Consider the following 21,240-nt stretch of genomic DNA (forward strand, 5'->3'; position numbering starts at 1 on the left):
ATGTTCGGCATCCGTTTCATCAAGTCCCAACCCACGGTCCACCTCATGCAGTTCCGCGCCGGCAAGGTGGTGCGCGAGGGTGCGGGCCAGTCCTTCTTCTACTACGCGCCCACCACCACCCTGGTCGCGGTGCCCGTGGGCAGCCAGGACTGCCACTTCATGCTGGAGCTGGTGACGGCCGACTTCCAGAGCGTCACCGTGCAGGGCCAGGTCACCTACCGCATCAGCACACCGCGCCAGACCGCCACGCTGATGGACTTCTCCCTGGCGCGCGACGGCCAGAAATACATGTCCGAAGACCCGCAGCGCCTGGGCGACCGCGTGACCATGCAGGCCGAGGTCATCATCCAGCAGGCCGTGCAGGCGCTGGAGCTCAAGCAGGCGCTGCGCTCCTCGGCGCTCATTGCGCGCACGGCCCAGCAGGAGCTGGCCGCCCAGCCCGAGATCGAGGCGCTGGGGCTGGAAATCCTGGGCGTCTCGGTCATGGCCGTCAAACCCACGCCCGACATCGCCCGCGCGCTGGAGGCCGAGGCGCGCGAATCCAACCTCAAGGCCGCGGACGATGCCGTCTATGCCCGCCGCATGGCTGCCGTGGAAAACGAGCGCGCCATCCGCCAGAACGAGCTCGATACCGACGTGGCCGTGGAAAAGAAAAAGCGCCAGATCCGCGAGGCCCAGCTGGAAGCCAAGGCCGCCCAGATGCGCAAGGAAAACGAACTGCGCGCCGAACAGATGTCTGCCGACGTGGCGCTGGAGACCAGCCGCCGCGACTTCGTCGAAGGCCAGGCCGCCAACAGCCGTACCCTGGCCGAGGCCGAGGCCTACCGCGTGGGCGCCGTCATGCAGGCCCTGGAAAAGGCCGATCCGCGCATCGTGCAATCGCTGGCCGCCGTGGGCATGCAGCCGGGCCAGCTCATCGCCCAGGCCTTTGGCGGCATTGCCGAGAAGGCCGAGCGCATCGGCCAGCTCAACGTCTCGCCCGAGCTGCTGCAGTCGCTCATGGGAGCCGGTGCAGGCCATGCAGCTGCCGTGGCCGATCCCGAACCCGCAAGGAGCCGCCGTGAACGCCAATGAACGCAAGACCGTGCTGGTGGTGCGGCGCACGCGGCTCGATGAGCTGGTGGCCAGGTACCACACGCTGTCCCAGGCGCGCTTCTACATCGAGCACCTGGGCGCCGACTTCGGCGACTACCTGCGCGAAAGCGCCGCCTACGCCGCCGCCCTGCAGGCCGTGGTGCAGGCGCTAGAGGCACGCGGCCGCTACCAGATCGTGGACCGCGCCCTGGTGCCCAACTTCGTCTTCGGCGCCGACGACATCGTGGTGGCACTGGGCCAGGACGGCATGGTGGCCAACACCATGAAATACCTGGACGGCCAGCCGCTCATCGGCGTCAACCCCGAGCCCGCGCGCTGGGACGGCCTGCTGCTGCCCTTCGCCCCCGCCGACCTGGCCGCCCTGCTGGGCGACGTGGCCGCCAACCGCCGCCCCACGCGCGCCGTCACCCTGGCCGAAGCACGCCTGAGCGACGGCCAGGTGCTGCGCGCCGCCAACGACCTGTTCATCGGCCCGCGCAGCCATACTTCGGCCCTGTACGACATCGCGCTGGGCGACCGGCGCGAATCCCAATCGTCCTCCGGCCTCATCGTCGCCACGGGGCTGGGCTCGTCCGCCTGGATCAAGAGCATCGTCACGGGATCGATGGGCATTGCCCGCGCCGTGCGCGGCGCGTCCACCGACTTCGATTACCAGCCCTTCGCCTGGGATGCGCCGCGCCTGGACTTCGCCGTGCGCGAGCCCTTTCCCAGCCGCTCCTCCACGGCCGAACTGGTCTACGGCCAGGTCACCGCCGGCCAGCCGCTGACCCTGCGCTCGCGCATGCCCGACCATGGCGTCATCTTCTCGGACGGCATGGAGGCCGACTACCTGCAGTTCACGGCGGGCATGCAGGCCACCATCGGCCTGTCGGACCGGCAGGGCTGCCTGGTGGTGTGAAGCCCGAAGCACGGACAATCATCAACACAACAAGAAAATCCATGGAAATGGACCGTATGAACAACAAGAACACACTGACATCGACCAGCAAATTCATGAGCCTGGTCCTGCGCCACAACCCCGGCCGCGCCGGACTCGCACTGGACGCCCAGGGCTGGGTCTCCATAGACGCATTGCTGCGCGGCGCCCAGGCGGCCGGCCGCAACATCTCGCCCGCACTGCTGATGGAGGTGGTGCAAAGCTGCCCCAAGCAGCGCTTTGCCATCAGCGCCGACGGCCTGCGCATCCGCGCCAGCCAGGGGCATTCCGTGCAGATCGACCTGGGCCTGCAGGCCAGCGTGCCGCCGCAGCGCCTCTACCATGGCACGGCCACGCGCTTTCTGGACTCCATCCTGGGCACCGGCCTGGACCGGCGCAACCGCCACCACGTGCACCTGACCGACAACCTGGCCACGGCCCGCTCCGTGGGCCAGCGCTATGGCCGGTTGGTGCTGCTGGAGATCGATGCGGCGCGCATGCATGCCGATGCCTGCCTGTTCTACCGCTCGGACAACGGCGTCTGGCTCACGGACAGCGTGGCACCGCACTACCTGCGCGTGCTGGCCGAAGAGGAACACGATGAAACCCATCATTGCCCTTGACGCCGATGGCGTGCTGCTGGACTACAACAGCGCCTATGCCGATGCCTGGGAGCGCGCGTTCGGCCAGCGCCCCGCCGAGGCCGACCCCCATGCCTACTGGGCCATGGACCGCTGGGCCGTGCAGGCGCTGGACGGTGAGCGCCTGCAACAGTTCAGGGCCTGCATGGACGACGACTTCTGGCGCAGCATTCCCGCGCTGGGCAATGCCTTGCAGGCCTGCCACGACCTGCAGGGCGCCGGCTACGAACTGGTCTGCGTGACGGCCCTGGCGGCGCGCTTCGAGCAGGCCCGCCTGGGCAACCTGCGCGACCTCGGCTTTCCCATCGACCGCGTGATCGCCACGGGCCGGACCACCGGCCTGCGCAGCCCCAAGGCAGACGCCCTGCAGCGGCTCGGCCCGGTCGCCTTCGTGGACGACTATCTGCCCTACCTCCGGGACATTGGCCCGGGCATTCACGCGGCCCTGGTGTGCCGTGGCCCGAACGGCACGCCCAACACCGGGCCGGACCTGGTCCACGCCCACTCGCAGCACGCAGATTTGATGGCCTTCAGCCAGTGGTGGCTGCAGCAAGCTCCATCGCATTCCTGAAACGGCACATACGGCAACGAGACAGCCCATGACTACGACAGACCACATCGCCTCCCTGCAAGACCTCCAGCACGCCATGGCCCAGGGTCTCACCCCGCGCTTCCTGCCGTTCTGGGGCCACCAGCCTGCGGCCGATGGCTCCATCGGCAAGACCTGCATGAGCCAGTGGTTCGAGGCGGGCTTCGAGGTCGATGGCCAGCACTACCCCACGGCCGAGCATTTCATGATGGCGGGCAAGGCACGGCTGTTTGGCGACGAGGCGGCGCACGCGGCCATCGTGCGCTGCCGCACGCCGGGCGAGGCCAAGAAGCTGGGGCGTGGCATCCAGGGCTTCGATGAAGCGGCCTGGGTGGCCGCGCGCATGGGCATCGTGGTGCGCGCCAACCAGGCCAAGTTCTCCCAGAACCCGGCCCTGGCCCGCTATCTGCTGAACACGGGCGACCGCGTGCTGGTGGAGGCCAGCCCCGTGGACGCCATCTGGGGCATCGGCCTGGCCGCCGACGATGTGCGCGCCACCGACCCCGCGCGCTGGCAGGGCCTGAACCTGCTGGGCTTTGCCCTCATGCAGGTGCGCGCGCGGCTGCGCAGCACCGCTCCTGACCGACCATGAGCGCGAGCACAGGCATGGCCATGGACACGCTGGACCGATACCGTGGTGCCCTGCTGGGCCTGGCCTGTGGCGATGCCGTGGGAACGACGCTGGAATTCCAGCCGCGCGGCAGCTTTGCGCCGCTGACCGACATGGTCGGCGGCGGCCCGTTCTCGCTGCCCGCAGGCAAGTGGACCGACGACACCTCCATGGCCCTGTGCCTGGCCGAAAGCCTGCTCCAGCGCGGCGGCTGCGACCCGCACGACCAGATGACGCGCTATGCCAACTGGTACGAATGGGGGTACTGGAGTTCCACCGGCAACTGCTTTGACATCGGCATGGCCACCAGGGCGGCCATCCAGCGCTTCCTGGCCACCGGCGATCCGCTGTCCGGGTCGCCCGACCCGGACCAGGCCGGCAACGGCTCCCTGATGCGGCTGGCGCCCGTGCCCATGTTCTTCGGCCCCGACGAGGACCTGGTGCAGCGCATGGCTGAACTCAGCTCACGCACCACCCACGCGGCACCTGAATGCCTGCAGGCCTGCCGCCTGTTCGCCGTGGCGCTGTGCCGGGCACTGCAGGGACTGCCCCGGTCGCAGGTTCTGGACCTGGGCGGCGTTCTGCAAGACTGCGCCAGCCCACGCCTGCGGGAGATTGCCCGTGGCGAATATCGCGACAAGCCGGCCGCACAGATACGCGGCAGCGGCTACGTGGTGGACAGCCTGGAGGCGGCCCTGTGGTGCTTTGCGAGGCATGACAGCTTTGAAAGCGCGGTACTGCAGGCAGCCAACCTGGGCGATGACGCCGACACCACGGCAGCCATCACGGGCCAGTTGGCAGGAGCCCTCCACGGCGCCAGCGGCATTGCGGACCGCTGGCTGGAACGCCTGCACCTGGCCCCTGAGATCACAGCCCTGGCCGATGCGCTCTGGCAAGCCGCCAGAGGTGCCAGTGACGCTTCTCCGACCGCACCTCTCAGCAACTGAGCGGCCTGGCGCGCTCACGACAGCCGCCGGGTCCGCGAGCGGACTGGACCAGGCTTGTCTGCGCGACCTCCCACGCACCCGGGCTCCGTGACACTCGGGCCTTGCTCTTTGCGAATGGCGTGCATGGTCGGCTTTTGACTGAGCCACGCTCCATTATCAGAGCAGTCTGATTGCATCACCTCATATCTTCGGCGTAGAGTGCGAAATACTAAAGAGGCCACCCATCGAATGATTCGATGCTTTCATTTCCAGCCCCTCATTATTCACTCAAAAGTTCAATAAAACTATTGCGTGATATTTTCGAGAATCATACTTCAGCAATGGAGCGAATCAGTATCATGCATTTTTCTTTCATTCCCTCATTTTTCTCGCAAGTACGCCGCCTTGCATTGATCGCCCTTCCATTTTTCATCGCCTTTTCAGCGGCAACGATGAACACCAATGCCTTTGCCGGTGGCGTATTCTCCCCCACCAGCTCCAGCATCTCACTGCCCGAGGAAATAACAGTACCCGGAAATTACTCCAACGGATCTACGCTATGGAAGTCTACGGCAACCGTATTTAATCTTCGAGCAGTGCTGAACACGGCATTCGAGTACGATGTTTCCAACGCCGTTGTAGCCGCCAATGTTCAATCCGGAAACAAGACGCCCGGATACAATAATGTCTACAGCACCAATATTCCCGGCATTGGAATCCGCTGGTGGGCCACATGGCGAGGCCCCAACGCTCCCAGTGGCAGAACCATGCCCATTACCACCGAATCAGAAAATCATTCGGGCGCGCTGGGTTATTTCTGGAATGTCAGTTCACATCCCCAGGATGTCTGGATCGAGCTGGTGAAAACCGGCAACGTTTCCGCTGGCACGCTAACGGGCTCCGGGATGAACGTCGAGATGCGATTCCAGTGCCCCAGCTGCACCGCAGGAAACGTCAACCTGTCCGGCCGCACCAGGGTGGTGGTCGGTCCCTCCTGCTCGGTGGCCGCCTCGACCATCTCCGTACCCATGGGCGCTGTGCCCATCCTGCGTTTCACGGGCCTCCAGTCCACCTCCGTCCCCCAGCACTTCGACATCACGCTGGAATGCAAGGGCGGCGCGCCCGAAAGCGTTCTGCGCCCCCACATCACGCTCACCGATGCCAATGACACCAGCAATCAGAGCACCGTCCTGACCTTGAGCCAGACCGCGCCAGACGGCAAGCCGGTTGCCACCGGAATAGGCATACAGATACTGAAGGATGGCACCGCTCTCGGCTACGGCCCCGACTCCAACGTGCCTGGCAACACCAACCAATGGAGTGCGGGAACCATCGTCCAGGGCGTTGCCCAGTTCAAGATCCCGCTGACTGCCAAATACGTGCAGACCGCTGCGGCAGTCACGACGGGGCAGGCCAACGGCAGGGCCACCTTCACGCTGAACTACCAGTGAGCAGAGTCCCCACCCTCAGGGCTTCTTGTCCAGCTGCATTTCCCAGGACTTGAGCTGCTTGGTGCGGGCGCGGGCGAAGTCGCTCCAGCAGTTGGCGCGCGCATCGTCCTTGGCAAAGCTGGCGGAATTGAATTCAGAGAGGAACTCACAGGCACTGCGTGCGTACTGCACCCAGTTCCTCTGCGCCACTTCCAGCTCTTCCGACGCCTGGGGCATGCGGGCCTTGAGCTTGAGCGACAGCGAGACGTAGGCGGCCTTGACCATGGCCACGTTCTGCTCGTGCAGGCAGGCGCGCACCTCGGACATGTTGGTGTAGCTTTCCTCGCAATTGCCCGAGCTGGTGGGATTGGCGGCCCAGGCCACGGGGCTGGCACACAGCAGGGCGGCGCAGGCGAGAGGGGCGAGTAGGGACGCTAGGGCTTGGTGCATGGAAGAGGGCTCGCTGGGAGGTGCCGGTGGGTGCAGCACCCCGGCCGTCGCGATTACACCATCGACCCGCCCTGCCTCGGGCCCACATTCCCCTGGTGATCACCCTGATGCAGCGACGCAAAGTGCATAAACATGCTCCCAAAGCTTTGTTGCCGTGGGTCAAGGGCGGCCAGAAGATGCAGGCGTACGCATCTTTCGTTGGCCCTGTTATTCCCCGCTCCCCCGCTCCCGCCATGCACACAAGCCCCACCCTGCGCCGCCAGCCCCGCGCCACCCTTTCCGCATCCCTGACCTTCATCGCCGCCGCGCTGGCCCTGGCCTGCACCCAGGCCCGGGCCGATGCCACGCTGGACAAAATCAAGCAGCGCGGCAAGGTCACCATTGGCGTGCTGGTCAATGGCGGGCCCTTCGGCTCCATCGACCCGTCCACCCAGCAGCTGGTGGGCTGGAACCCCGAGCTGGCACGCGCCCTGGCCAAGGGCCTGGGCGTGGAGGCCGAGCTGGTCCAGGTGCAGACCGCCACGCGCGTGCAGTTTCTGCAGGCCGGCAAGGTGGATCTGCTGATCGCCTCCATGGAGCTGAACCCCGACCGTGCCGAGACCCTGGGCTACGCGCCCACGCCCTTCTACCGCGTGGGCGGCATTGCCGCCGTGCGCAAGGGCAGCGGCATCGCCAAGTGGGAAGACCTGCGCGGCAAGCCCGTGTGCGTGTCCCAGGGCAGCAGCTTTGCCAAGCCGCTGGCCAGCGAGTACGGCGCCCAGGTGCATGGCTACAAGAGCTCGTCGGACTCGCTGCTGGCGCTCAAGGGCGGCAACTGCGTGGCCGCCGTGCATGACAGCACGCTGATCTATCCGCTGCTGCGCAGCAACCCCGAATGGGCGCAGTACTCGGCCCCCATCGCCGGCGAGGTGCTGCCCGCGCCTTCCGTGGTCTGGACCCGCAAGGGCGAGGCCGACACCATCGCCGCCGTGGACAAGGTGGTGCAGGACTGGCACCGCACGGGCTGGCTGATCGCCGCCGAAAAGCGCGTGGGCATCGAGCCGGCCAACCCGCTGCTGCCCGAGCTGCAGGCCAAGTTCAAGTCCGCCAGCTGACCGCCGACCGCCACGGCGGTCCACCCCTGCTTTTTTTCCGACCACCCAGGCCCAGGCCCCGCAGGACGGGGCCGGGCCTTCCGTTCCCTGATGGATTCACGCATGCCCCGCCTTCTTCCCCCCCTTGCCGCCGCCCTGGCCCTGCTGCTGGGCGCCGGCGCCGCCCACGCCGATGCCACGCTGGACAAGATCAAGCAACGCGGCAAGCTGTCCGTGGGCATTGATGGCGCCAGCCCGCCGTTCGGCGTGCTGGACCCCGCCACCGGCAAGACCGGCGGCTACCAGACCGAGCTGGCCGCCGACATCGCGCGCCGCCTGGGCGTGCCACTGGAGACGGTTCCCGTGACCGCCTCCACGCGCGTGCAGTTCCTGCAAAGCGGCAAGGTGGACCTGTTGATCGCCAACATCCAATGGACGCAGGAGCGCAGCGAGATCCTCTCGTTCGCGCCCACGCCCTATGACCTGATCGGCGGCGGCGCCCTGGTGGCCAAGGCCAGCGGCATCAAGCGCTGGGAAGACCTGCGCGGCAAGGTGGCCTGCGTGTCGCAGGGCAGCAACTTCGCCAAGCCCCTGGCCGAGAGCTATGGCGCCGTGGTCAAGGGCCTGCGGGGCATTCCCGAGTCGCTGCTGGCGCTCAAGGGCGGCACCTGCGCGGCTTCGGTCCATATCCAGCCCGCGCTCTATGAAAAGCTCACCGGCCCGAATGCAGCCGAGTGGAAGGACTTCGAGCTGGGCACGCAGGACCAGTTGATTCCCTCGCCCACCGTGGTGTGGACGCGCCGCGGCGAGGCCGACACCCAGGCTTTCGTGGACAAGGCCATCCAGGACTGGCACCGCACGGGCTTCCTGCTCAAGGTGGCCCGCGCCAGCGGCGTGCCCGACACCTGGATCGCCGAGCGCCACGAACGCGCGCTGAAGGGCCAGTTCGACCGCGCGCCCTACGACTTCGCGGTGTATGCGGCAGCACAAGCCGATGCGCAGGCAACCCAGGCCGCCGTCAAGGGAGCCAAGCCATGAAGCCGACTCGCACCGCACTGGCGGCCCTGCTCGCCCTCACGGCCCTGGCAGCCCATGCCGACGCCACGCTGGACCGCATCAAGCAGCGCGGCAAGATCGTGGTGGGGGTGATGCTTTCGGGGCCGCCGTTCGGCACCATCGACCCCGTCACGCAAAGGCACGTGGGCTACAACGTGCAGCTGTCCGAAGGCGTGGCCAAGGGCCTGGGCGTGGGGGTGGAGACCGTGCAGGTCCAGCCGTCCAACCGCGTGCAGTTCCTGCAGCAGGGCAAGGTGGACATCCTGATCGCCAACATGCAGTGGACGCAGGAGCGCAGCGAGATCCTGTCCTTCGTGCCCACGCCGTTCGAGGAAGTCGGCGGCGCCGCCATCGCCAAGAAGGGCAGCGGCGTGCGCCAGTGGGACGACCTGCGCGGCAAGCCCGTGTGCGTGTCGCAGGGCAGCAATTTCACCAAGCCGCTGGCCGATAAATACGGCGCCCAGATCAAGGCCTTCCGGGGCCAGCCCGAGTCGCTGCTGGCCCTCAAGGGCGGCAACTGCGCGGCCGCCGTGCATGTCAGCCCCACGCTGCGCGAACTCGTGGCCAGCAATGCGGACTGGAAGGACTACGAGATCGTCTCGCCCGCAGACATCATTCCCTCGCCCTCGGTGATCTGGCTGCGCAAGGGCGAGTCCGACACGCAGGCGGCCATCGACCGCATCGTGCAGGACTGGCATCGAACGGGCTGGCTGATCGAGGTGGAGCAGCGCAACGGCATGACGCCCACGCCGCTGCTGCACCAGCTGCACGACAAGTTCAGGAAGGCGCCCGCATGAGCACCCACACCAGCACCAGCACCAGCGGCCACATCACCGGCCCCGCCGACCTCATCACCGCGCTGCGTCACGCCCTGGGCGACGCCCATGTGCTCACGGGTGCCGATGCGGCCGGCTACCTGACCGACCAGCATGGCCGCCTCACGGGCCAGGCCCTGGCCGTGGCACGGCCTGCCGACACGGCCCAGGTGGCGCAGCTGGTGCGCCTGTGCCGCGCCCACCGCACGCCCATCGTGGCCCAGGGCGGCAACACCGGGCTGATGGGCGGCGCCACGCCCGACGCCTCGGGCCACGCCGTGCTGCTGTCGCTGGCGCGCCTGAACCGCGTGCGCGCCATCGACACCGACAACGACACCCTGACCGTGGAAGCCGGCGCCGTGCTGGCCCATGTGCAGCAGGCAGCGCGCGATGCGGACCGGCTGTTTCCCCTCAGCCTGGGTTCCGAGGGCAGCTGCACCATTGGCGGCAACCTGTCCACCAACGCGGGCGGCACCCAGGTGCTGCGCTACGGCAACGCGCGCGAGCTGGTGCTGGGCCTGGAAGTGGTGACGGCCGAGGGCGACATCTGGGACGGCCTGCGCGGGCTGCGCAAGGACAACACCGGCTATGCGCTGCGCGACCTGTACGTGGGCAGCGAAGGCACGCTGGGCATCATCACGGCGGCCACGCTGCGCCTGCATCCGCTGCCCCGCGCCCAGCACACGGCCCTGCTGGCCTTTGGCTGCATACGCGATGCGGTGGCCTTCCTCAGCCAGGCGCGGGCGGGCTTCGGCGCCAGCCTGACGGCGTTCGAGCTGATGTCGGACACGGCCCTGGGCCTGATAGCCCGCCATGTGCCCGAGCAACCGATACCGCTGGCGCTCAACGCGCCCTGGTTTGCGCTGATCGAGCTGTCCGACAGCGAGGGCGAGGACCATGCGCGCCAGCGCTTCGAGTGCGTGGTGGGCCAGGCCTTCGAGGACGGCCTGGTCACCGATGCCGCCATTGCCGAGAGCCTGCAGCAAAGCCAGGCCGTGTGGCGGCTGCGCGACCAGGCCCTGGGCGAGGCCCAGCGGCGCGACGGCCGCAACATCAAGCACGACGTGTCGGTGCCCATCTCGCGCATCCCCGACTTTCTCGCGGCCACGGCCGCGCTGCTGCAGGCGCGCTTTGGCGCCGTGCGGCCCGTGGCCTTCGGGCACCTGGGCGACGGCAACCTGCACTACAACGTGTCGCACGCGCCGGACAGCACGCCCGCGCAGCTGTTTGCCCAGGAAGACGCCATCCACGAGGTGGTGCACGACAGCGTGCACGCCCATGGCGGCTCCATCAGCGCCGAGCACGGCGTGGGCCAGACCAAGCGCGACCTGCTGCCCCGCTACAAGAGCGCCGTGGAGCTGCAGCTCATGCGGCGTCTCAAGCAGGCCTTCGACCCGCTGGGCCTGCTCAATCCCGGCAAGGTGCTGCAAGCCCTGCCGGACGATTTCCCGCACGACTTGCCGCAGGTTTCTCCAACGCCAGCCGCCGCATTCCAGGAAGGCCCCACGCCATGACCACGCCCTTTCCCCTTTCGCAGCGCGTGCAGCGCGTCAGGCTCTCGCCCAATGCCGCGGCCAGCGCGCGGGCCACGGCCCTGGCCCGCCAGGGCCGCGACATCATTGCGCTGACCACAGGCGAGCCCGATTTCGACACGCCCGAGCCCATCAAGCAGGCCGCCATCGCGGCCCTGGCCCGGGGCGAAACCAAGTACACGCCCACGCCCGGCACGGCCGCGCTGCGCCAGGCCATCAGCGCCAAGTACCGGCGCGAGAACGGCCTGGACTTCGACGCCGGGCAGATCATCGTCAGCAACGGCGGCAAGCAGGTGATCTACAACGCGCTGGCGGCCACGCTGGACGCGGGTGACGAGGTCATCGTGCCCGCGCCGTACTGGCCTTCGTTTCCCGACATCGTGCGCGTGAACGACGGCACGCCGGTCATCGTGGACTGCGGCATTGAGCAGGGCTTCAAGCTCACGCCGGCCGCGCTGCAGGCCGCCATCACGCCGCGCACGCGCTGGCTGGTGCTGAACACGCCGGGCAACCCCTCGGGCGCCGTCTACAGCCGCGAGGAACTGGCCGCCCTGGCCCAGGTGCTGCGCCTTCATCCGCAGGTGCTGGTGCTGCTGGACGAGCTGTACGAGCACATCTGGTTCACGCCCCAGGCCCCCGCGCACTGGCTGGCCGTGGCCCCCGACCTGCGCGAGCGCACGCTGCTGGTCAACGGCGTCTCCAAGACCTATGCCATGACCGGCTGGCGCATCGGCTGGGGCGCAGGCCCGGCCGCGCTGGTGCAGGCCATGGTGGTGATCCAGTCGCAGGCCTCGTCAGGCCCCAATTCCGTGGCCCAGGCCGCAGCCGCGGCGGCGCTGCAGTCGCCCGACCAGAGCTTTGTGCAGCAGGCCCGCAACGCCTATGCGCGGCGCGCGCAACGGGTCACCCAGGCGCTGGACCAGGTGCCGGGCCTGGCCCTGCTGCCGCCGGGCGGATCGTTCTTTGCCTTTGTGCACTGCGGCGCGCTGATAGGCCACCTGCGCCCGGACGGCCAGCCCATCGCCAGCGACACTGACCTGACCGAATGGCTGCTGGAGTCCGAAGGCGTGGCTGCCGTGGATGGCGGGGCCTACGGCCTGTCGCCCTACTTCCGCATCTCCACCGCCGCCAGCGACGAGGTGCTGGCCGAGGCCACGGCCCGCATCGCACGCGCCGTGGCCGCGCTGAAAGACCCCGCTGCGCAAGCGCAAGCGCATGCACAGCCGGCCGCCCTGGAGGCCGTGCCATGAACGACAGCCTGCTTGCCCAGGGCGTGCAAGCGCTCAAGGGCCTGGGCCTGAACTACGCCTTCGTGCTGGACGTGGCCGAGCGCCAGGCCTTTGTGCGCGGCATGTTCGTGACCGTGCAGCTGGCCCTGCTGACCATTGCCGGCAGCCTGGCGGCCGGCGTGGCGCTGGCGGCGGCCCTGACCTCGGGCCGCGCCTGGCTGGCACGGCCTGCGCGCGCCTTTGTGGAGGTCACGCGCAACACACCCACGCTGGTGCAGTTGTACTGCGCCTTCCTGGTGCTCAACATGCTGATCACCCAGCAGCTGCGCGACTGGGGCGCGGGCAACAACCCGCTCACGCCCTTTGTCTGGGTGGTGATCGTGGTCTCGCTGCACAAGGGCGTGTTCCATGCCGAGGCGCTGCGCGCCGGCATCGAGGCCGTGCCCGCCACCACGCTGGAGGCGGCACGCTCGCTGGGCTTTTCGCAGCGCCAGCTGCTGGTGCGCGTGCAGCTGCCGCTGGCCGTGCGCTTTGCCCTGCCCTCGCTGACCAACAACCTGGTGGACCTGGTGAAGATGACGGCCGTGGCCTCGGCCATCGCCGTGGGCGACGTGACCTACGAGTCCATCATGATCTGGTCCCAGCGCGACAACGTGCTGGAGCTGCTGCTGCTCATCCTGCTGTGGTTCGGCCTGCTGACCTGGCTGGTCAGCCTGGCGGGCCGCTGGCTGGAACAACACCTGAGGATGCCCGGCTATGGCCAATGAAGCCACCTTGAACACCGGCGCCGCGCCCCGCCCGCTGCCTGCCGCCCTGCTGCGCGCGGCGCGCAACCCCTGGCTGATCGCAGGCGCCGCACTGCTGGCCCTGTGCGCCTGCTGGGCCGCCACGGACAGCGCCCCGCCCGCCTTCGTGCACCTGTGGAAATGGCTGCCCGCGCTGCTGCGCGGCCTCCTGGTCAACATCGAGATCAGCGTGCTGGCCGTGGCCATCGGCACCGTGGCCGGCCTGGTGCTGGGCGCCCTGTCGCTGTCGCCCACGCCGGCCGTGCGCACCGGCGTGCGCTGGTATGTGCAGCTGTTTCGCAATGCGCCCATCCTAGTGCTCATCTACTTCACCACCTATGTGTTCCCGTTCGAGCTGAAGCTGGTGGGCTGGACCTTTCCGTTCCCCGACTGGGTCAAGGTGGTGCTGGGCCTGGCCCTGCCCACCAGCGCCAACGTGGCCGAGATCTTCCGGGGCGCCATCCAGTCCATTCCCAGCGCGCAGTGGGAGGCGGCCCAGTCGCTGGCCTTTCGCCGCAGCGAGATCTTCCGCCTCATCGTGCTGCCGCAGTGCGTGCGCCGCATGCTGCCGCCGTGGATGAACCTCTACGCCAGCATCACCATGAGCACCTCGCTGGCCTCGCTGGTGGGCGTGCACGACGTGGTGGACACCGCCCAGATCGCCAGCAACACCGTGGCACGCACGGACTTCACCATCCTTGTGTACTTCACGCTGCTCGCTCTTTTCTTTGCCTATTGCTATCCCATTGCGCGCGCCACGCGCAGCCTGGAGCGACGCCATGAACGCCACTGACTCCTTTCTCTCCCAACTCGCCACGGCCGATGCCCCCGCAGGCACGGCGCCCGCACTGGTCCAACTGCAGGATGTGCACCTGTCCTTTGGCGACAACCAGGTGCTCAAGGGCATCGACGTGCAGGTGCGGCGCGGCGAGGCGGTGACCATCATCGGGCCCTCGGGCTCGGGCAAGTCCACCATCCTGCGCTGCATCACCGGCCTGCTGCGGCCCCAGCGCGGCGCCATCTCGGTGGCGGGCACGCGCGTGGACCAGCTGCGCACCGAGGCCGAGCTGATCGCCCTGCGCAAGCGCGTGGGCTTCGTCTTCCAGCAGTACAACCTGTTCCCCCATCTGTCGGTGCTGGAGAACCTGGTCATCGCCCCCACGCGCGTGGTCGGCCGCGACCGCGCCACGGCCGAGCGCGAGGCCCGCGCCCTGCTGCAGAAGGTGCGCCTGGACCACAAGGAATCCGCCTACCCCGGCGAGCTGTCCGGCGGCCAGCAGCAGCGCGTGGCCATTGCGCGCGCCCTGGCCATGCGGCCCGAGCTGATCCTGTTCGACGAAGTGACCTCGGCCCTGGACCCCGAGACCGTGGGCGAGGTGCTGACCGTGATCCGCGACCTGGTCAGGGACGGCATGACCTGCGTGCTGGTCACGCACGAAATGCGCTTTGCCGAAGAGGTCAGCGACCAGGTGTATTTCACCGAGGCCGGCCGCATCGTCGAGCACGGCCCGGCCGCCCAGATCTTCGGCAGCCCGCGCAGCGAGCGCACGCGCGAATTCCTGCAGCGCGCCCTGGGCGATGGCGCCCGGCCCAGGGCTGCGCCAGCCGCCCCGGCCACACCGGCCACAGCGCCGCTGCCCTTCAACAGCCTGCGCTTTGCCCTTTGATCCCCCACCTCCAGGAGCACATCCCATGACCGCAGAAACAACGACTGAAACCCCGGCCGGCACAGGCGCAGATACAGGCACCCATACAGACGCCGCCGCCCGGCGCCGCCAGGCCGTGGACGCCGCCCTGGCCGACGTGCGCCAGCTGCTGCAGGCCGGCGCGCCCGACCGCAGCACCCTGTCGGCCATCACCGCACGCCTGGAGCAGCTGGCCGCGCACAAGGCCTTGTTCAGCCGCGCGGACTTTCCCCCGCCCGCGCAGACCGAAGGCGTGGGCGCCTCCACGCGCTACCGCCTCAACCCGGCCGATGGCGATGCGGGCCTGGCCCTGTACCTGAACTCCATCAACCCCGGCAAGACCACGGCGCCGCACAACCACACGACCTGGGCCGTGATCGTTGCCGTCGAAGGCCAGGAGCTCAACCGCCTCTACGAGCGCACGGACGACCGCAGCGACCCCGCACGCGCCAGCATCCACCTGGCGCGCGAATTCACCGTGCAGCCCGGTGCCTCCATCGCCTTCCTGCCCGATGACATCCACAGCATTGCCGTCGTGGGCGAGCAGCCCACGCTGCACTTCCATCTCTACGGCCAACCGCTGGAAACCCTGAGCGGCCGCGTGGCCATCGACCCCGACACCGGCGAAGTCAAGAACTACAACGCCGCCTACTTCCGTCCCAGCGAGGCCGTGGCATGAGCATCCCCCAAGACAAGCAACGGCCCCTGGGCCCGTCGACCCGCCTGCTGCACGCAGGCACGCCGCCGCTGCAGGGCGGCTCCGGCCCCGTCAACGTGCCCGTGGTGCGCACCAGCACCGTGCGCTTTGCCGACAGCGCCGCCTACGCCGACCTGCACCACCGCCGCGAGGCCGGCGAGCGCGTGGCCTCCTACGGCCGCCACGGCCTGGACACGCACCGCGCGCTGGAAGACGCCGTGGTCGCGCTGGAGGGCGGGCACCGCGCCTTTCTCACGCCCTCGGGCCTGTCCGCCATCACCCTGGTGCTCATCGCCCTGCTCTCACCCGGCGACCATGCCCTGGTGGCCGACAGCGTCTACTCTCCCGTGCGCCGCGTGGACGCCACCTTGCTGCAACGCCTGGGCATCACGCTGGAGTACTTCTCGCCCTCGCGCGACGATCTGGCCAGCAAGATCCGCCCCAACACCCGCCTGGTCTACCTGGAATCGCCCAGCTCCCTGCTCTACGAGGTGCTGGACCTGCCCGCCCTGGCCGCCGTGGCGCGCCAGCACGGCATTGCCGTGGCCACCGACAACACCTGGAGCGGCGGCTGGTTCTACCAGCCCCTGGAGCACGGCGCCAACCTCTCCATCCAGGCCGCGACCAAGTACATCGCCGGCCACTCCGACGTGATGCAGGGCATCGTCATCACCGACGGCCCCGCGCTGTCCAAAAAGATATCCACCGCCTACGAGGCCCTGGGCCTGACCATAGGCGCCGACGACGCCTACCTGGCACTGCGCGGCCTGCGCACCCTGCCCGTGCGCCTGGCCCAGCACCAGCGCCACGCCACCGAAATCGCCCAGTGGCTGGAGCATCAGCCCCAGGTCGGCCGCGTCTTCTACCCGGCCCTGCCCTCCGATCCCGGCCATGCGCTGTGGAAGCGTGACTTCAGCGGGGCCAGTGGGCTGGTGTCATTCGCGTTTGCCGAAGGGGTGGACGCCGGTGCCGGCGCCGTGTTCGTTGACTCGTTGCGGCAGTTTGCGCAGGGGGCTTCCTGGGGCGGGTACGAGAGCCTGGCGCTGGTGGCGCAGCCTGAGAGGCTGCGGGAGCACAGTGTGTGGACGGGGACTGCGCCTGTGGTGCGGCTGCATGTGGGGCTGGAGGATCCTTTGGATTTGATTGCGGATCTGGAGAGGGGGTTTGGGGGGGTGGTGGAGCGGTTCAGGCTGGCTGCCTGAGATTTTTTGGGCGCTGCTGCGTTTGCTGCGTTTGCTGCGTTTGCTGCGTTTGCTGCGTTTGCTGCGTTTGCTGCGTGCGCTGCGTTTGCTGCGTGCGCTGCGTTTGCTGCGTGTTGCTGCGCTTGCTGGTTCTGGCCCTGCCGGGGGGTTTCTTTTCGAGGCCGGGTCTCGGCCCGGCGGCCGACCTACCTTCTTTTGCTTCGCCAAAAGAACGTAGGCCAAGAAAAGGCGACGGTACGACTCACACTCATAGGTGACACATCAGTACAAGGACATGGGTAACAGATCCAAGCTTGGCAGCTGTAGCCAACAGCAGCCAAGGAGCGATCACCATGCCCTGGAAGGAGTGCGCACCCATGGACGAGAAACTGCTCTTCATAGCCGACCATCTGCGCAGTGGCGTGCCGCTGAGCGAGCTGTGCAGGCGCTACGGCATCAGCCGCAAGACGGCCTACAAGTGGGTTGAGCGTTACCGCCAACTGGGCATGGATGGATTGCAAGAACGCAGTCGCAGGCCCCACGGGAACAATCAGGCGATCAGCTATGCACAGCGCCGGGCCATCATTGAGCTGCGCACGCAGCAAAGGTCACAGATGGGGCCCAAGAAGCTGCACGCTTTGCTCCTGCAGCGTTGGGGCCCACAGGAGACACCCAGCAAAACCACCATCTACAACGTGCTGAAGGCTGAGGGGCTTGTTTGCAGCAGGCGTGTACGCAGACGCTCGGTGCCTACGGCCCAGCCCTTGCGAACGAGCAAGCAGCCCAATGGGGTGTGGAGTGCAGACTACAAAGGCCAGTTCAAGACAGCCGATGGTCACTGGTGCTATCCATTGACCATCATGGACCACGCCAGCCGCTATTTGCTGGCCGTGCATGTCTACGACAGCCCCAACTACGAGGATGCCAAACGCAGCTTTGAACAGGTGTTTCGGCAATACGGACTGCCCGAGCGCATACGCAGTGACAACGGTCCGCCGTTCGCGACTACTGGCGTGGCGGGCCTGTCACGCCTGGCGATATGGTGGATAAGGCTGGGCATCAGGCCGGAGCGCATCGAGAGGGGCAAGCCACAGCAAAACGGTCGCCACGAGCGGATGCACCGCACGCTCAAGCATGCCCTGGGCAAAGAGCCTGCGGCGGACAAAGCGGCATTGCAGATGCAGCTCGATGCCTTTGTGGAGCACTACAACCAGCAGCGCCCGCATGAGGCCTTGCAGCAAAGCATGCCGGCCCAGCACTACAGCGACTCGGCCAGGCCATACCCCTCAAAGCTACCCGAGCTGCAGTACCCGAAGCATTGGGAACGAGTTCGAGTCAGCCACAACGGCCTGATTTACTGGCGAGCGCTGCGGGTCTACATCGGCTACCTGCTGGCGGGGCAGTGGATCGGGATGCAGGAGGTGGCCGCTGGCCAGTGGGATGTGTATCTGGGGCCGGTGCGACTGGGCTGCTTCAACGAAGAGGATGTGCGAGGACCCCAGAAGGACTATGTGAGCCTGAAGTGTTACCCATGTCTGTGAGCTGAGTTGTTACCCATGTCCTTGACACGTACACGACCCGGATGTCCGCGACCCCTTCGCTTCGCTGCGGGGCAACCTGCGTCGTGGCGGTTGCGGGGTTCGCCGTGAAACTCTCTTCGCGCTGCGCGCTACGTTCAAACATCACGGCGAGTCAGATGACGAAGCAGTCCTGTCCTTCGGCAGGACTGCAACCCCGCAACCACCACGCCGCAGGCGCTGACATACGGGGAGGTGGTGCGGGCCTTCGCTTCGCTCGGCCCTTGGTTTGAAGCCGAACGCAGTGATGGCGCCGGCTGTTGGCTGTTCCCCAGCCTCCCCCCTTCTGCCCACGCCTGCGTTGGGCGGGATGCGGGGTGGCAGCCCTGCCGAAGGACAGGGCTGCTTCGTTGTCTAGCTCGCCGTGATGTTTGAGTGAAGCGCGCAGCGCGTAACGAGTTTCACGGCGCACCCCGCATCCCGCCCAACGCAGGTCGCCCGCAGCGAAGCGAAGGGTCGTGGGCAGTGCGGGGCGCGCTTCTTTGCCTACTTTCTTGCCGCGCGGCAAGAAAGTAGGTCGGCTGCCGGGCCGAGACCCGGCCTCGAAAAACAACCACCCGGCAGGGACAAAAAAAGCAACTCAGACAGGCACCAGCCGAATCTCAGCAGCCCACCCATCCCTCTCCAACTGCCCCACCAACCCCAACTCCCAATCCAGATAAGCCCGAAACCCCGCATCCCTCAACCCCAGATCCCGATGCGCATAAGGGCTGTACCACTGATCATCATCCCCCGTCAGCACATCAGCATCACCTTGCCCCAATGGCAGCCCGGCAGCAGCCCAGGCAGAAGTGCCACCGACGACGGAACGCACATCGCGCCCCGTGCGCGCAGCCAGTTCGGCCGCCACGCTGCGCGCCAGCACGCCGTCCGGCGAGGTGAGCACCACGACCTGCGCTGGCGGCAGGGCCTGCACGAAGGAGGGCAGACGATCAGGCACGGCAAAGCGCGCACCGGCGATGTGCTGCTTCTCGAAGGCGGGCCGGCTGTCCACGTCGAAGACGATGGCGCGGCCTTCGCCCAGCAGTTCCTGCGCCTGCTGCACGGACAGCTGGGGCGCAGGCGCGTGGGAGGCTAGCACGCGCACGGGTTCGGCGCCGATCTCCAGGGTGGCCAGCGCGGGCGGAACGTAGGTGAAGACTTCCCAGCCCAGCTGGGCCAGCCAGGCGCCGGTGGTGAGGGCGCGCACGCCGTCCCAGTCGGCCAGCACGATGCGTGCGCCGCGCGTGGCCGCGTATTCGTCGGTGGCCTGCACGAGCTGGCCGCCCGGCGCCCAGCGCCAGCCGGGCAGGTGGCCGGCCTGGTATTCCTCGCGGGTGCGCACGTCGAAGCGGTAGAGCGTGCGTTCGGTGGCTTCGGACTCGAAGCGGGCCAGTTCGGCCGCATCAATGGATTGCACGCCCGCGCGCTGTGCCACGCTGGCTGCGCGTTCGCGGGCGGTGGCCAGGGCGACGGCGCCGGGCTCGGGCAGCGGGGTGCGGCGGCCATGGGCCAGCCTGCGGCCGGTGAGCAGCCAGTCCATGGTGCCGTTGCGCAGCGAGACGACCTGGTTGGGGATGCCGGCGTCGATCAGGGTCTGCGCGCCCACGATGGAGCGCGTGCGGCCCGCGCAGTTGACGACGACCAGGGTTTGCGGGTCCGGGGCGATTTCGCCGATGCGGTAGACCAGTTCGGCCCCCGGCACGCTCAGGGCAAAGGGCAGGCTGAAGGCCGCGAATTCCTCGGGCGTGCGGCTGTCGACGACGACGATGTTGTCGCCGCGCTGCACGCGCGCGCCCAGTTCGTCCGAGGTGATCCAGGGCGTGTGCTTTTCATGCTCGATGACTTCGCCGAAGGCCTTGCTGGGCACGTTGGTGCCGCTGAAGATTTCCAGCCCCTCGGCCGCCCAGCCTTCGGTGCCGCCTTCGAGCACGGAGACATTGGGCCAGCCCAGGCGCACGAGCTTGGCGGCAGCTTCATGGGCCAGCGTGCCGTCTCCATCCACCAGCACGATGCGCGTGCCCCGGCGCGGCACCAGGCGGTCGATGAGCTGCTCCAGCCGCCAGGCCGGGGCGGGCGCCGCGAACAGGATGTGGCGGTGCGCGAAGACACCGGCCTCGCGCACGTCGAGCACGGCGATTTCCTCGCCGTCGGCCAGGGCCTGCCGGAGAGCGGCCGGTGTGACCAGCGCATGGCGAATCGACTTGGGCGGGCCGAAGGTACGGAAGCTGCCGCCTTCCAGGCTCTCGAAGACCACGCGCTCGGGCATGCGCTCCAGGCCGCGCCCGTAGAAATGCAGGTGCAGGCCGGGTTCCTCGCCGATCAGCTCGATGGTGTGCACGTCGGTGGGCGTGAGCACCACCGAGGTTCCGCTGCCCACATCGACGCTGCGCCCCACCGCCAGGGTGTCGCGCAGCGGGTCGTCGGTCTTGCCGCGTGTGAAGAACACGTTGCGCTCCACGCCTTCGACGCCCGCGATGATGGCCCAGGTGGTGTGGTCATGCGGCGGCTGGGACTTGCCCGGCAGGCCGGTGGACAGGTACAGCGCATAGCGCCCGCCCAGGTCTTCGCCCAGCCGGTAGACCTGGGCCGGGTTGCTGGCCGAGACGGGGAAGTGCGCATGCGGGAACAGTTCGCGCTGCAGGCCCAGCGCCTCCAGCTCGCGGGCCACGGCCTGCAGTTGCTCGGGCGTGGCCCGTTCGGGATCGGGGAGCAGGCGCCGGGCCGTGGCGATGAAGCCGGTGATGGCGGCCGCGCGGCGGCTGGCCACGTCGCTGCCGCTGAAGTCGATGGAGAGATGGGTCTGTGTCATGGGAGTGCCTGGGAGGACGTTCGCGGGAGGACACGAAGTTAGGCCTCTCCCGCCCTGGCGCCAACGACGCATTGCAGATATGGATATGAGCTTTGGGCACTGCGCGCGCATGCGTGGCGCAAGCGTGACGCACGTTGTGCGGCAGCCGCATATGCATAGCCG

Annotated in this window: 20 protein-coding genes; 18 read left to right on the forward strand and 2 right to left on the reverse strand. The window is 68.0% G+C overall.

Annotated elements, in window-relative coordinates:
- The 7 genes from CLV01_RS27405 to CLV01_RS27435 all read left to right on the forward strand — a co-directional run bounded on the left by CLV01_RS27405 (window position 1) and on the right by CLV01_RS27435 (window position 6,228).
- Window positions 1-1,074, forward strand: a complete 1,074-nt coding sequence (locus CLV01_RS27405; protein ID WP_034397141.1) for an SPFH domain-containing protein — start codon at window positions 1-3, stop codon at window positions 1,072-1,074.
- On the forward strand, window positions 1,061-1,993 hold the full coding sequence (locus tag CLV01_RS27410; RefSeq protein WP_034367930.1) for a sugar kinase: 933 nt from the start codon (window positions 1,061-1,063) through the stop codon (window positions 1,991-1,993). Before CLV01_RS27405 ends, CLV01_RS27410 begins: the two co-directional genes overlap by 14 nt.
- Before the next feature lie 56 nt (window positions 1,994-2,049).
- On the forward strand, window positions 2,050-2,634 hold the full coding sequence (locus CLV01_RS27415; RefSeq protein ID WP_099735042.1) for an RNA 2'-phosphotransferase: 585 nt from the start codon (window positions 2,050-2,052) through the stop codon (window positions 2,632-2,634).
- On the forward strand, window positions 2,612-3,223 hold the full coding sequence (locus CLV01_RS27420; RefSeq protein WP_099732762.1) for an HAD family hydrolase: 612 nt from the start codon (window positions 2,612-2,614) through the stop codon (window positions 3,221-3,223). The genes CLV01_RS27415 and CLV01_RS27420 overlap by 23 nt, the downstream gene beginning before the upstream one ends.
- Before the next feature lie 28 nt (window positions 3,224-3,251).
- Window positions 3,252-3,833, forward strand: a complete 582-nt coding sequence (locus CLV01_RS27425; RefSeq protein ID WP_043791788.1) for an NADAR family protein — start codon at window positions 3,252-3,254, stop codon at window positions 3,831-3,833.
- A complete protein-coding gene (locus tag CLV01_RS27430) occupies window positions 3,830-4,798 on the forward strand; it encodes an ADP-ribosylglycohydrolase family protein (RefSeq protein ID WP_257221536.1) in 969 nt (322 codons plus the stop codon). Before CLV01_RS27425 ends, CLV01_RS27430 begins: the two co-directional genes overlap by 4 nt.
- 236 nt (window positions 4,799-5,034) lie before the next feature.
- Window positions 5,035-6,228, forward strand: a complete 1,194-nt coding sequence (locus CLV01_RS27435) for a fimbrial protein (RefSeq protein WP_257221537.1) — start codon at window positions 5,035-5,037, stop codon at window positions 6,226-6,228.
- Between the two features lie 15 nt (window positions 6,229-6,243).
- On the opposite strand, the gene CLV01_RS27440 is transcribed toward CLV01_RS27435, so the two are convergent.
- Window positions 6,244-6,657 carry a lysozyme inhibitor LprI family protein gene (locus CLV01_RS27440; RefSeq protein ID WP_099732760.1) on the reverse strand — a complete coding sequence of 138 codons (414 nt, stop codon included), beginning with the start codon at window positions 6,655-6,657 and terminating at the stop codon, window positions 6,244-6,246.
- A 233-nt stretch (window positions 6,658-6,890) separates the two neighbouring features.
- Here CLV01_RS27440 and CLV01_RS27445 point away from each other — a divergent pair, with 233 nt between their 5' ends.
- The 11 genes from CLV01_RS27445 (at window position 6,891) to CLV01_RS27500 (ending at window position 18,251) form a co-directional block, all read left to right on the forward strand.
- Window positions 6,891-7,751, forward strand: a complete 861-nt coding sequence (locus CLV01_RS27445) for a transporter substrate-binding domain-containing protein (protein ID WP_047327838.1) — start codon at window positions 6,891-6,893, stop codon at window positions 7,749-7,751.
- A 102-nt stretch (window positions 7,752-7,853) separates the two neighbouring features.
- Window positions 7,854-8,768, forward strand: coding sequence for a transporter substrate-binding domain-containing protein (locus tag CLV01_RS27450; RefSeq protein WP_043823910.1), 915 nt, complete (start codon window positions 7,854-7,856; stop codon window positions 8,766-8,768).
- Window positions 8,765-9,583, forward strand: coding sequence for a transporter substrate-binding domain-containing protein (locus CLV01_RS27455; RefSeq protein WP_099732759.1), 819 nt, complete (start codon window positions 8,765-8,767; stop codon window positions 9,581-9,583). The genes CLV01_RS27450 and CLV01_RS27455 overlap by 4 nt, the downstream gene beginning before the upstream one ends.
- Entirely contained in the window at window positions 9,580-11,115 is a 1,536-nt protein-coding gene (locus tag CLV01_RS27460; protein WP_099732758.1) for an FAD-binding oxidoreductase, read from the forward strand. Before CLV01_RS27455 ends, CLV01_RS27460 begins: the two co-directional genes overlap by 4 nt.
- Window positions 11,112-12,383, forward strand: coding sequence for an aminotransferase class I/II-fold pyridoxal phosphate-dependent enzyme (locus CLV01_RS27465; RefSeq protein WP_099732757.1), 1,272 nt, complete (start codon window positions 11,112-11,114; stop codon window positions 12,381-12,383). Before CLV01_RS27460 ends, CLV01_RS27465 begins: the two co-directional genes overlap by 4 nt.
- Window positions 12,380-13,129: an amino acid ABC transporter permease gene (locus tag CLV01_RS27470; RefSeq protein WP_013800583.1), complete on the forward strand. Its 750-nt coding sequence runs from the start codon at window positions 12,380-12,382 to the stop codon at window positions 13,127-13,129. Before CLV01_RS27465 ends, CLV01_RS27470 begins: the two co-directional genes overlap by 4 nt.
- Window positions 13,119-13,940 (forward strand): amino acid ABC transporter permease, encoded by an 822-nt coding sequence (locus tag CLV01_RS27475; protein WP_099732756.1) that lies wholly within the window; start codon window positions 13,119-13,121, stop codon window positions 13,938-13,940. The genes CLV01_RS27470 and CLV01_RS27475 overlap by 11 nt, the downstream gene beginning before the upstream one ends.
- Entirely contained in the window at window positions 13,927-14,814 is an 888-nt protein-coding gene (locus CLV01_RS27480) for an amino acid ABC transporter ATP-binding protein (protein WP_099732755.1), read from the forward strand. The genes CLV01_RS27475 and CLV01_RS27480 overlap by 14 nt, the downstream gene beginning before the upstream one ends.
- Window positions 14,815-14,839: 25 nt before the next feature.
- Window positions 14,840-15,511, forward strand: a complete 672-nt coding sequence (locus CLV01_RS27485; protein ID WP_065347971.1) for a cysteine dioxygenase family protein — start codon at window positions 14,840-14,842, stop codon at window positions 15,509-15,511.
- Window positions 15,508-16,731: a cystathionine beta-lyase gene (metC, locus tag CLV01_RS27490; protein WP_099732754.1), complete on the forward strand. Its 1,224-nt coding sequence runs from the start codon at window positions 15,508-15,510 to the stop codon at window positions 16,729-16,731. Before CLV01_RS27485 ends, metC begins: the two co-directional genes overlap by 4 nt.
- A 332-nt stretch (window positions 16,732-17,063) precedes the next feature.
- Window positions 17,064-18,251: an IS481 family transposase gene (locus tag CLV01_RS27500; protein ID WP_099732752.1), complete on the forward strand. Its 1,188-nt coding sequence runs from the start codon at window positions 17,064-17,066 to the stop codon at window positions 18,249-18,251.
- 616 nt (window positions 18,252-18,867) lie between these two features.
- Here the strand turns inward: CLV01_RS27500 and CLV01_RS27505 are convergent.
- The gene (locus tag CLV01_RS27505) at window positions 18,868-21,078 is read right to left on the reverse strand and encodes a rhodanese-like domain-containing protein (protein ID WP_099732751.1); all 2,211 of its coding nucleotides are present in this window, start codon (window positions 21,076-21,078) and stop codon (window positions 18,868-18,870) included.
- Window positions 21,079-21,240: the final 162 nt, after the last annotated feature.

Origin of the sequence: Delftia sp. 60, from assembly GCF_002754395.1 — a bacterium.
Lineage (GTDB): Bacteria > Pseudomonadota > Gammaproteobacteria > Burkholderiales > Burkholderiaceae_C > Comamonas > Comamonas acidovorans.